The following is a 12,443-nucleotide window of genomic DNA, read 5'->3' on the forward strand; positions in this document are numbered from 1 at the left end:
TGTTAAAAAAGAGTTTAAATTTTTATTTAAGAGTGATGAAGTAGTTTAGTAAAGAATGATTTTTATAAATCCCTTGTTAAGGGATTTATATTAATAAGCTTTTTTATAACATTGAATTTCAATTTTTCTAGCTACTGGAATAGCCTGAGTATTTGGTGTAGCAGGTGTTCCATAAGAAATTTTACTTTCTAAAAAATTTCCAACCTGTAAATCTTTAAAAGTTCCATCTTTATCTGTTCCAAAAATACCACAATCATCCATTTCTATTTCGGTATTTGGTAGAACTTTTATAGCCATTTGTCCGCCATAAATAGAGTCAATAAGCAAGGTTTTATTGTTATCATAAATTTGTGCAATAGTACCTTCAAGTTTTAGACTATCTGCAAAAAGCATTGAGCTAGCTAAAAGTGCTGATGTAAATAAAATACTTTTTTTCATAATTATTTCTCCTTGTAATGTAAAGTGATAACATTATAAACTTTTTAAGTGAAGTGAATGTGAAGTTAAAATTTTGACTTTTTAGTTTTGATAATATTATGCAACTTATTATATTTTGACTATCGTTACTTCTAGTTGTAAATTTAAAAGAGTGAATACTTTATCAAAAATAATTAAAAATTATTTTTTATTCTTGTTTAAAATAGTTACATTAGAAAATATATTTTTTCCAAAAAGCTATAAATTTAAACACATATAAGTTGGACTTAAAATATCCATTTTATTATTGAATAAAAATGATACAAAAGGATAGGATATGGAATTTTTTTTAGCTTTATTGGGTTTTTTCTCATTAGGATTGATAGTTTGGCTTTTGCTAAAAGATTATACTACTCCGGCATTAGCTTTTATAAGTGTAAGTATTAGCGTAGCTTGTATTTTACTTATTCTTGAACAGCTTGGTTTTGGCGTGGGTGCAGCTTTAGGGGTTAAAGGAGGTGTTTTTGATATTAAAACATTGGTTGCTTTTATTAAAGATGGAGTCAAAAGCGTAACGGATACGGCAGCTTTGTTTGTTTTTTCTATACTCTTTTTTAGTGTTTTAAATGCAAGTGGTTTTTTTACTAAAATTTTAAATGCGTTTTTATCAAAAATGAAAGCTAATGTATATCAAGTTTGCATTCTTACTGTTTTTATTACTGCTGCTGTGCATTTAGATGGTTCAGGTGCTTCTACTTTTCTTATTGTAATACCTGCATTATTACCTATTTATGAGCGTCTAGGTATAAGAAAGACTTCAATGTTATTGATTATTACTTCGGCTATGGGGGTTATGAATGTTATTCCTTGGGGTGGTCCTACTTTAAGAGCGGCTACTAATATAGGAATGGATGCAAATTTGCTTTGGCACCATATTATACCTATTCAGATTGTAGGTTTGGTATTATCCCTTCTTTTGGCAATTTGGATTGCTAAGATAGAAATAAAAAGAGGTGCAGGCGCAGGTAACTTGTCGGGAATAAATTTAAATATAGAAAAAAGCGAACACCATAATGAAAAATGGTTTTGGTTAAATTTACTTGTAGCTATTGGGGTTATTGGGCTTTTAATTAGTGGTATTTTTCCTAGTTATATTTGCTTTATGATAGGACTTGCAATAATTTTACCGCTTAATTATCCTAATTTAAAAATAGCTAAAAAAGTTTTAGATCGTGCAAGTGCTGGTGCAATGCTTATGTATATTACTTTAATTGGTGCTGGGATATTAATAGGCGTATTTGATAAAAGTGGTATTATGGAGAAAATGGGTGTTTTGATTTTAAATTTTGTTCCAGATTATTTAGGCGCTTATATTCCTTTGATGGTAGGGATATTAGCTGTTCCAATGGCAATTATTTTTTGTACAGATTCTTATTTTTATGGAGTGATGCCTATAGTTTTGAGTGTAACTAAGGCTTTTGGCGCTGAACCTTTGACTATAGCTATTATCATGGTGATAGCAAGAAATTGTGCGACATTTATTTCTCCTGTTGTGCCTGCAACTTTGCTAGGTTGCGGTTTAGCAGAGGTTAATATTAAAGATCATATCAAAAGAAGCTTTTTTTATATATGGGGTATAAGTATTATTTGCTTGATTTTTGCTGAGGTAGCTGGGATAATATAATTAAAATAAAAAAACTTTTGATTTTTCAATGATTGGTTCATTGTTTTATGATATTTTTGAGTCAAAAATTTATAAAAATATAAGCGTTTTTTTGTATTATTTTATTTTGCTTTAGAGAAAAATTATAAATTTAAACTTATAAGAATATTTTTTAACGTTGAAAGTAAATTTTAAAACGGAGAAATGATGTACAAAAAACAAAATTTACCAGAACTTACCTTAAGGGGTTTGATTTTGGGAAGTATTTTAACTATTATTTTTACAGCTTCAAATGTATATTTGGGGTTAAAAGTGGGACTTACTTTTTCATCATCAATTCCAGCTGTGGTCATCTCCATGGCGGTTTTGAGTCTTTTTAAGACTTCAAATATTTTAGAAAATAATATGGTTCAAACTCAAGCTTCAGCAGCAGGAACTTTATCATCAGTTATTTTTGTTATCCCAGGACTTTTTATGTGTGGGTATTGGAGTGAATTTCCACTTTGGCAAACTTTTATGATATGTCTTTGTGGTGGTGGACTTGGAGTGCTTTTTACTATACCATTAAGAAGGGCTATGGTAGTTGAAAGCAAACTTGCTTATCCTGAAGGTAGGGCCGCAGCTGAAATTTTAAAAGTAGCCAATAAAGATCAGAGTAATAAAAAAGGAAAACAAGGTATTAAAGAAATAGCATTAGGCTCTTTTATAGCTGCTATTTTTAGTTTATTAAGCAATGGTTTTAAACTCGCTGCAAGTGAGAGTAATTTTGCTTTCATTTGGAATAAAATGGCTTTTGGTTTTTCTATGGGATATTCTTTGGCACTTTTAGGAGCAGGTTATTTAGTCGGTTTAGCAGGTGCTATAGCTCTTTTTGTAGGTATGTTTTTAGCTTGGGGTATTTTTACTCCCTATCTTTCAAATTTTGAATTCGATAGTGCAAAAAATGCCGTAGATTTAGCTTCTAGTGTATGGAGTTCTAAAGTAAGGCTTATAGGAACAGGAGCTATTGCTATAGCAGCGCTTTGGACTTTAATAGAACTTTTAAAACCCGTTATTGAAGGTATTAAAGAAATTGTTAAAAATGTTAAAATTACTAATCAAGAAAAAAATGAAAGAACAAATATAGACCTTTCTTTAAAAAGTATTTTTATACTTTTTGTTTTAATGGTTGTGGGTTTATTTATTACTTTTTATAGTTTTGTTGAAGATGCTAACTTAAGTATTTATTATCAAATGCTATTTTCATTTGTTGGAACTTTAGTTTCTGTTTTAATAGGTTTTTTTGTTGCAGCAGCTTGCGGATATATGGCAGGACTTGTAGGATCTTCTTCTAGTCCTATTTCTGGAATCGGACTTATTGGTGTTATTATTTCTTCTATTGTTTTTTTGGTTTTAGGTGTGGAACTTTTTCAAGATCCTATGCTTTCTAAATTTGCAGTAGCGTTAGCTATTTTTACTACTAGTGTTATTTTGGCTACAGCTGCTATTTCGAATGACAATTTACAAGATTTAAAGACAGGGCATTTAGTCGGAGCTACTCCTTGGAAGCAACAAGTTGCTTTACTTGTAGGCTGTGTTTTTGGTGCTTTGGCTATAGTTCCTGTTTTAAATTTGCTTTATCAAGCCTATGGTTTTGTTGGGGCAATGCCAAGAGAAGGTATGGATGCTTCATCGGCTTTAGCAGCACCGCAAGCAAATTTAATGAGTACTATCGCTCAAGGAATTTTTCATCACAATATAGAGTGGGGTTATATGGCTTTTGGTGTATTTGTAGGAATTTTAATGATTATTATAGATAAAATTTTAAGAAGAACACAGAAAATGTCTTTGCCGCCTTTAGCCGTTGGAATAGGTATTTACCTTCCGCCTGCTGTAAATATACCTTTAGTTATAGGCGGAATTTTAAAATATATTGTAATGCAATACTTGACTAAAAAATATGCAAAAAATTCTCATAAAGAAGAAAAACTTGCGAGTTGTGAGCAAAGAGGCACGCTTTTTGCTTCAGGGCTTATAGTGGGTGAAAGTATTTTTGGGGTAATTATCGCAGGAATTACTGTATTTTCAGTAAGTATGGGTGGTAGTGAAAATCCTTTAGCTTTAAATTTAGCAAATTTTCATGATAGCGAGCTTTTCGCGCTTATCTTTTTTGTTGGCGTTGTATTATATTTTATTAAGCGTATTGTTAAAAAAGATGCTTAATTTTTGGGGTTAAAACCCCATTTAATCCATTCTGATATAATTTTTCTTTTGCAATTATCATTCAAGGATTAAAATGGAAAATTTATATGCTTTAATACTTGGAATTATAGAAGGTCTGACTGAGTTTTTACCTGTTTCTTCAACAGGACATATGATTTTAGGTACGACTATTTTAGGTATTGATATAGATGAGTTTTGGAAAAATTTTTTGATTATCATCCAGCTTGGTTCTATTTTGGCGGTAATTTTTGTATTTTGGCGTAAATTGTTTCAAGGGCTTGATATTTGGTTAAAACTTGCAGTGGGATTTTTTCCTACTGGAGTTATAGGGCTTTTTGTGGCAAAATACTTAAATGCTTTATTTAATGGTTGGGTTGTGGTTGGAATGCTCATTTTTGGTGGTGTTGTGCTTATTTTTATAGAACTTGCGCACAAAAATAAACAATATCGTATCAATTCCTTAGAAGAAATAAGTTTTAAACAAGCTTTTTGTATAGGTATTTTTCAATCTTTAGCCATGATTCCTGGCGCTTCAAGAAGTGGAGCAAGTATTATTGGTGGGCTTTTGTTAGGATTTAATAGAAAAGTGGCTGCTGAATTTAGTTTTTTACTTGCTATTCCAACGATGATTATTGCTACAGCTTATAGTATTTATAAAGAGCCTGAATTGCTGAGTAACACAAATTCTTTAATTCCTTTAAGTATAGGTTTTATCACTGCTTTTGTCGTTGCGGTTTTAGTTATAAAATTTTTCTTAAAATTTATTTCTAAATTTAATTTTATCCCTTTTGGAATTTATCGCATTATTTTGGGGCTTATTTTCTTTTATGTGTATTATAGTGGGATTTTAAATGCTGGAAGTGAATTTAAGCTATAAATAAATATTAAATTTATTCTAAGATTTTTTTAAAAATAAGCTGAATTTCAAAAATAATTAAGTCTTAGAAAGTTAAAATTAGAACTTTATAAACACTCACAGGGTAAGTGAGCGACAAAGGGTTAAAAATATGGAAAAAGAAGTTATTGCGTATTTGGACAATGAGATAATAATTGACTCTCAAAGCGTGAAAAATACAAATTTAAAAGAAATTTATTTTGATAATTCTAAAGAAAGTTTAGAAGTGATACGCCATTCTTGTGCGCATTTAATGGCGCAGGCGATTAAGAGCTTGTATCCTGAAGCTAAATTTTTCGTTGGTCCTGTTATAGAAGATGGATTTTATTATGATTTTCGTGTAGAAAGTAAGATCGGCGAAGAAGATTTAGTAAAAATTGAAAAAAAGATGAAAGAACTTGCTGAAGCAAAGATTGAAATTTCAAAATATGAAATCACAAAAAGCGAAGCTTTGGCTAAATTTCAAAATGATGATTTAAAACAAGAAGTTTTATTGCGTATTCCTGATGGAGCTGTAAGTATTTATAAGCAAGGTGAATTTGAAGATTTGTGTCGTGGTCCTCATGTACCAAATACGAAATTTTTACGCTTTTTTAAACTCACTCGTGTTGCAGGAGCGTATTTGGGTGGTGATGAAAAAAGAGAAATGCTTACTCGAATTTATGGGACTGCTTTTGCAGATAAGGAAAGTTTGAAAGAGTATTTAACCATTATCGAAGAAGCTAAAAAACGCGATCATAGAAAGCTTGGAACAGAGCTTAAACTTTTTACTTTTGATGATGAGATTGGAGGAGGTCTTCCTATCTGGTTAAGCAATGGCGCAAGGCTTAGATCTAAACTTGAACATATGCTTTATAAAATTCATCGTTTGCGTGGTTATGAACCTGTGCGTGGGCCTGAACTTTTAAAAGCAGATGCATGGAAAATCAGTGGACATTATGCAAACTATAAAGAAAATATGTATTTTACACAAATTGATGAACAAGAATATGGCATTAAGCCTATGAACTGTGTGGGACATATTAAAATTTATCAAAGTGATGTAAGAAGTTATCGTGATTTGCCTTTGAAATTTTTTGAATACGGCGTGGTACATCGTCATGAAAAAAGTGGCGTTTTGCATGGACTTTTTAGAGTGAGAGAATTCACTCAAGATGATGCACATATTTTTTGTATGCCAAGTCAGATTAAAGAGCAGGTTTTAGAAATTTTAGCTTTTGTGGATAATTTGATGAAATTATTTGATTTTAGCTATGAAATGGAAATTTCAACTAAACCTGAAAAAGCCATAGGTGATGATGAAATTTGGGAAATAGCGACTAAGGCTTTAAAAGAAGCTTTAGATGAACAAGGTTTAAAATACGGTATTGATGAAGGTGGCGGGGCTTTTTATGGGCCAAAGATTGATATTAAAATCACCGATGCTTTAAAAAGAAAGTGGCAATGTGGAACCATACAAGTAGATTTTAACCTGCCAAGTCGTTTTAAACTCGAATATACTGATAGTGATAATGAAAAAAAACAACCTGTAATGTTGCATCGTGCGATTTTAGGTTCTTTTGAAAGATTTATAGGAATTTTAACCGAGCATTGTGCGGGTGAGTTTCCATTTTTTATCGCACCAACCGCAGTGGGTATAGTGCCAATAGGCGAAGCACATATTGCTTACGCAAAAGAAATTCAAAAAGAATTATTAGAGCTTAATATCGATAGCGAGGTGTATGAAAAAAATGAGAGCTTAAGTAAAAAAATTCGTATCGCTGAAAAGCAAAAATTACCTATGATTTTAGTTTTAGGCGATGATGAGGTGGCAAAGCGTAGCGTTGCTTTAAGAGATAGAAGAGCTAAAGAACAAAAAAATCTTAGCTTGGACGAATTTATTAAATTAGTTAAGGAGAAAATGAGTGAGGTACACTTTTGAGTAAAGAAAAAGAAGTATTGCTCAATGAAGAAATAAGAGCGGATGAAATCAGATGTGTTGGCGATGATGGCAAAGTTTATGGTATTATCAGTAGTGATGAAGCTTTAGAAATTGCAAATCGTTTAGGACTTGATCTTGTAATGATAGCTGCAGATGCTAAGCCACCTGTTTGCAAGATCATGGACTATGGTAAATTCCGTTATCAACAAGAGAAAAAACAAAAAGAAGCAAAGAAAAAACAAAAAGTGATTGATATAAAAGAAATCAAACTTTCTGTAAAAATTGCTCAAAATGATATTAATTACAAGGTAAAACATGCTTTAGAATTTTTAGAACAAGGTAAGCATGTGAGATTTCGTGTGTTCTTAAAAGGACGTGAAATGGCAACTCCTGAAGCAGGTGTAGTTTTGCTTGAAAAAATTTGGACTATGATAGAAAATGAAGCTAATCGTGACAAAGAGCCAAATTTTGAAGGTCGTTATGTAAATATGCTTGTAACTCCAAAAAAAGCTTAATCCACTTTTGTGGATAAGGCTTTTAAAGGTTTTAAATTTTGAAAGAAAATCCTTCTTTTTTAAAAGAGCAAATTATAACTTATCTTGGAAATAAAAGAGCACTTTTAAGTTTTTTAAATAAGGGCTTTAAGGTAGCTAAAAAAGAACTTGGTAAAGATAAATTTAGTTTTTGTGATATGTTTAGTGGCTCAGGTATTGTAAGTCGCTTTGCAAAGGCATACTCGAGTTATATTTTAGCTAATGATTTAGAAGATTATTCAAAACTTATCAATAAGTGTTATCTTGCTAATAAAGACAAAGATTTACTCCAAAATCTAAAAAAGTGTTATAAAAATTTAACCCAAAATTTAGATTTTCAAAAAGGTTTTATCAGTGAGCTTTATGCTCCAAAAGATGATGATGATATTAAAAAAAATGAAAGGGTTTTTTATACTTTTAAAAATGCTTTATATCTTGATACTATGAGACAAAGAATTGAAAATGAAATTCCAAAAGAATTAAAGCATTTTTTTATAGCCCCTTTAATTTATGAAGCTAGTGTGCATTCAAATACTAGTGGAGTTTTTAAAGGTTTTTATAAGGGTAAGGATGGTATCGGAAAATTTGGTGGCGAAGGACAAAATGCACTTAAACGCATTAAAGGAGAAATAGAGCTTAAAATGCCTATTTTTTCAAATTTTTCTTGCGAATTTGAAGTGATGCAAAAGGATGCAAGCATGCTTGCAAAAGAACTTGATTTTTTTGATGTGGTTTATCTTGATCCTCCTTACAATCAACATCCTTATAGCTCTAATTACTTTATGTTAAATTTAATCGCAAATTATAAAAAACCTGAAGAAATTTCCAAAATCAGTGGCATTCCAAAAGATTGGAATCGTAGTACTTTTAATAAGTCAAAATTTGCCCAAGACGCTTTATTTGAACTTATTAATGATTTAAAAGCAAGAGTGATTTTACTTTCTTATAATTGCGAAGGTTTTATAAAAAAAGAAATTTTTTTAAAGCGTTTAAGTACTCTTGGAAAATGTCGTATTTTAGAACAAAAATATAATACTTTTAGAGCTTCTCGCAATCTTAAAAATCGTAATATTCATCTTCATGAACAACTTTATATTTTAGTTAAAAATTAAATTCTTGTTGCTAAAATTATTTTTTATTTTGCATGATTAAATTAATTTTATTTTTTCAGATGTTTTGATTTTCGAGCAATAAAGATAAGGTTAAAGAGAATAATAGTTAAAATTTTTAACTTTTTTTGTTTATAATATTTGCTTTTACATTTAAAGGATAAAGATGAAAATAAAAGTTGGGATTTTAGGAGCGAGTGGTTATGCAGGTAATGAGCTTGTACGCATTTTGCTTAATCATCCCAAAGTTGAAATTTCTTATTTAGGTTCGAGTTCTAGCGTGGGACAAAATTATCAAGATCTTTATCCTAATACCCCTTTAAATTTATGTTTTGAAAATAAAAATTTAGATGAACTTGAACTTGATCTTTTGTTTTTGGCTACTCCGCATGAATTTAGCGCTAAGCTTTTAAATGAGAATTTGTTAAAAAAGATGAAAATCATTGATTTAAGTGCAGATTTTCGTCTTAAAAATCCTAAAGATTATGAGCTTTGGTATAAATTCACTCATCCTAATCAAGAGCTTTTGCAAAATGCAGTTTATGGACTTTGCGAGCTTTATAAAGAAGAGATAAAAAAAGCAAGTTTGGTGGCAAATCCAGGTTGCTATACCACTTGTTCTATCTTAAGTCTTTATCCGCTTTTTAAAGAAAAAATCATCGATTTTAACTCAGTTATCATTGATGCAAAAAGTGGAGTAAGCGGAGCAGGAAGAAGTGCAAAGATGGAAAATCTTTTTTGCGAAGTTAATGAAAATATCAAAGCTTATGGTTTGGCTTCGCACCGCCATACTCCCGAAATTGAAGAGCATTTAAGCTATGCGGCCAAAGAGAAAATCACTCTACAATTTACCCCTCATCTTGTACCTATGCAAAGAGGAATTTTAATCAGTGCTTATGCAAATTTAAAAGAGAATTTGCAAGAACAAGATATACGCGATATTTATACAAAATACTATCAAAACAATAAATTCATAAGGCTTTTACCGCCGCAGTCGTTTCCGCAGACTCGGTGGGTTAAATCAAGCAATTTTGCGGATATAAATTTTAGTATAGATCAACGCACAAGGCGTGTTATTGTGCTTGGTGCTATTGATAATTTAATTAAAGGCGCAGCAGGACAAGCTGTTCAAAATATGAATTTAATGTTTGATTTTGATGAAGATGAAGGACTTAAATTCTTTGCAAATTTGTAAAGGATAAAAATGATAATACGAGCTATGCAAAAAAGTGATTATGAAGTCGTTTATAAGCTTTGGTGCGAGATAAAAGGCTTTGGGATAAGAAGCATTGATGATAGCAAAGAAAATATAGAAAATTTTTTAGATAGAAACCCAAATCTTAGCGTTGTAGCAGTGATTGATGAAGAAATTGTAGGAAGTATACTTTGCGGGCATGATGGACGCACAGGGGGATTTTATCATGTATGTGTGCATAAAGATCATAGAAAAAAGGGTATAGCACACGAGATGACAAAATTTTGTCTCGAGGCTTTAAAAGCTCAAAAGATCAATAAAATCGCCTTAATCGCTTTTAAAAACAATGATTTAGGCAATGAGTTTTGGAAACATTATGGTTTTACTTTAAGAGAGGATGCGAATTATTACGATCTTTCTTTAAATGAGTATAATCAAACCAGCTTTAATGTTTAAGGAATGATCATGCAAAAATATTTAGAAAAAGCCAATGTCTTAATCGAAGCTTTACCTTATATACGCAAATTTAATTCTAAGATTATACTTATAAAATACGGTGGATCAGCTATGGAAGATGAAGAGCTAAAGCATTGTGTGATGCAAGATATAGCTCTTTTAAAACTTGTGGGTTTAAAGCCTATCATTGTACATGGCGGGGGAAAAGATATTTCTGCTATGTGTGAAAAATTAGGCGTAAAGAGTGAGTTTAAAAACGGTCTTAGAGTTAGTGATAAAGCCACTACTGAAGTAGCAAGCATGGTTTTAAATCATATCAATAAAAATTTAGTTCATAGTTTGCAAAATTTAGGAGTTAAAGCCATAGGGCTTTGTGGTAAAGATGGTGCACTTTTAGAATGTGTGAAAAAAGATGTAAATTTAGCTTTTGTTGGCACGATACAAAAGGTAAATTCGAAAATTTTAGAAGAGCTTTTAGAAAAAGATTTTTTACCTATCATTGCTCCTATTGGCATGGATGAGGATTTTAATACTTATAATATTAACGCTGATGACGCAGCTTGTGCGATTGCTAAGGCTTTAAGGGCTGAAAAACTTGCTTTTTTAACCGATACTGCAGGGCTTTATGAGGATTTTAATGATAAAAATTCTTTGATTTCTAAAATCAGTCTTGAACAAGCTAAAATTTTAGCTCCTAAAATAGAAGGCGGTATGCATGTAAAATTAAAATCTTGCATTGATGCTTGTGAAAATGGAGTTAAAAAGGTGCATATTTTAGATGGGCGCGTGAAGCATTCTTTGTTGCTTGAGTTTTTTACTGATGAAGGTATAGGCACTTTGGTGGGTTAAAGAATGAAAATGGATTATAAAGAACAAAGTCATATTATCCCTACTTATAAGCGTTTTGATATAGTTTTAGAAAAAGGGCAGGGGGTTTATCTTTTTGATGATAAGGCTAAAAAATATCTTGATTTTTCAAGTGGTATAGGCGTTTGTGCTTTAGGATATAATCATGCTAAATTTAATGCTAAAATCAAAGCTCAAGTGGATAAGCTTTTACATACTAGCAATTTATATTATAATGAAAACATAGCCGCTGCAGCTAAAAATTTAGCCAAAGCTAGTGCTTTAGAGCGTGTTTTTTTTACAAATTCTGGCACAGAAAGTATAGAAGGAGCGATGAAAACAGCTAGAAAATACGCCTTTAACAAAGGTATTAAGGGCGGACAATTTATCGCTTTTAAGCATTCTTTTCATGGGCGTACTTTAGGGGCTTTATCGCTTACTGCTAATGAAAAATATCAAAAGCCTTTTAAACCTTTAATTTCAGGGGTTAAATTTGCAAAATATAATGATATTTTAAGCGTTGAAAAACTAGTAAATGAAAAAACTTGCGCCATTATCTTAGAAAGCGTGCAAGGAGAAGGTGGGATAAATCCTGCAAATAAAGATTTTTACAAAGCCTTAAGAAAGCTTTGCGATGAAAAAGATATATTATTAATCGCTGATGAAATTCAATGTGGCATGGGTAGAAGTGGAAAATTTTTTGCCTATGAGCACGCACAAATTTTGCCTGATATTATGACTTCAGCTAAGGCCTTAGGTTGTGGGCTTAGTGTGGGTGCTTTTGTAATAAATCAAAAAGTAGCAAGCAATTCTTTAGAAGCAGGCGATCATGGTAGCACTTATGGGGGAAATCCTTTGGTTTGCGCAGGAGTGAATGCAGTTTTTGAAATTTTTAAAGAAGAAAAAATTTTAGAAAATGTCAATAAACTCACGCCTTATTTAGAGCAAAGTTTAGATGAGTTGATAAAAGAATTTGATTTTTGTAAAAAACGCAAAGGCTTAGGGTTTATGCAAGGGCTTAGTCTTGATAAAAGTGTAAAAGTGTCCAAGGTCATTCAAAAATGCCAAGAAAATGCACTTTTGCTGATAAGTTGCGGGGAGAATGATTTGAGATTTTTACCTCCTTTGATTTTGCAAAAAGAACATATTGATGAAATGAGTGAAAAGTTAAGAAAGGCTCTAAAGAGTTTTTAATAAATTTTGTAA

11 protein-coding genes are annotated in these 12,443 nt (G+C 31.3%); 10 read left to right on the top strand and 1 reads right to left on the bottom strand.

Annotation, left to right across the window (positions count from 1 at the left end):
- Nucleotides 1-90: 90 nt before the first annotated feature.
- Nucleotides 91-438, bottom strand: coding sequence for a hypothetical protein (locus AJN70_RS03020; RefSeq protein WP_002861010.1), 348 nt, complete (start codon nt 436-438; stop codon nt 91-93).
- Between the two features lie 316 nt (nt 439-754).
- On the opposite strand from AJN70_RS03020, the gene AJN70_RS03025 reads away from it, so the two are divergent.
- From AJN70_RS03025 to AJN70_RS03070, 10 genes are all read left to right on the top strand, one after another.
- Nucleotides 755-2,101 (top strand): CitMHS family transporter, encoded by a 1,347-nt coding sequence (locus AJN70_RS03025; protein WP_002880928.1) that lies wholly within the window; start codon nt 755-757, stop codon nt 2,099-2,101.
- A gap of 183 nt (nt 2,102-2,284) precedes the next feature.
- Nucleotides 2,285-4,282 carry an OPT family oligopeptide transporter gene (locus tag AJN70_RS03030; RefSeq protein WP_079264657.1) on the top strand — a complete coding sequence of 666 codons (1,998 nt, stop codon included), beginning with the start codon at nt 2,285-2,287 and terminating at the stop codon, nt 4,280-4,282.
- Nucleotides 4,283-4,355: 73 nt separating this feature from the next.
- A complete protein-coding gene (locus AJN70_RS03035; protein WP_070276454.1) occupies nt 4,356-5,159 on the top strand; it encodes an undecaprenyl-diphosphate phosphatase in 804 nt (267 codons plus the stop codon).
- Nucleotides 5,160-5,289: 130 nt separating this feature from the next.
- Nucleotides 5,290-7,098: a threonine--tRNA ligase gene (thrS, locus tag AJN70_RS03040; RefSeq protein WP_070276452.1), complete on the top strand. Its 1,809-nt coding sequence runs from the start codon at nt 5,290-5,292 to the stop codon at nt 7,096-7,098.
- Complete coding sequence (gene infC / locus AJN70_RS03045; RefSeq protein WP_002861015.1) at nt 7,095-7,613, top strand: translation initiation factor IF-3; 519 nt, start codon at nt 7,095-7,097, stop codon at nt 7,611-7,613. The genes thrS and infC overlap by 4 nt, the downstream gene beginning before the upstream one ends.
- A 38-nt stretch (nt 7,614-7,651) precedes the next feature.
- Nucleotides 7,652-8,743, top strand: a complete 1,092-nt coding sequence (locus tag AJN70_RS03050; protein WP_002870664.1) for a DNA adenine methylase — start codon at nt 7,652-7,654, stop codon at nt 8,741-8,743.
- Between the two features lie 163 nt (nt 8,744-8,906).
- Nucleotides 8,907-9,935: an N-acetyl-gamma-glutamyl-phosphate reductase gene (argC, locus tag AJN70_RS03055; RefSeq protein ID WP_002861017.1), complete on the top strand. Its 1,029-nt coding sequence runs from the start codon at nt 8,907-8,909 to the stop codon at nt 9,933-9,935.
- A 9-nt stretch (nt 9,936-9,944) separates the two neighbouring features.
- On the top strand, nt 9,945-10,391 hold the full coding sequence (locus AJN70_RS03060) for a GNAT family N-acetyltransferase (RefSeq protein WP_002861018.1): 447 nt from the start codon (nt 9,945-9,947) through the stop codon (nt 10,389-10,391).
- 3 nt (nt 10,392-10,394) lie between these two features.
- Nucleotides 10,395-11,240, top strand: coding sequence for an acetylglutamate kinase (argB, locus tag AJN70_RS03065; RefSeq protein ID WP_079396354.1), 846 nt, complete (start codon nt 10,395-10,397; stop codon nt 11,238-11,240).
- A 3-nt stretch (nt 11,241-11,243) separates the two neighbouring features.
- Nucleotides 11,244-12,431 carry an aspartate aminotransferase family protein gene (locus AJN70_RS03070; RefSeq protein ID WP_079860136.1) on the top strand — a complete coding sequence of 396 codons (1,188 nt, stop codon included), beginning with the start codon at nt 11,244-11,246 and terminating at the stop codon, nt 12,429-12,431.
- Nucleotides 12,432-12,443: the final 12 nt, after the last annotated feature.

The organism is Campylobacter sp. BCW_4341 (assembly GCF_001764255.1).
Classification (GTDB): domain Bacteria; phylum Campylobacterota; class Campylobacteria; order Campylobacterales; family Campylobacteraceae; genus Campylobacter_D; species Campylobacter_D jejuni.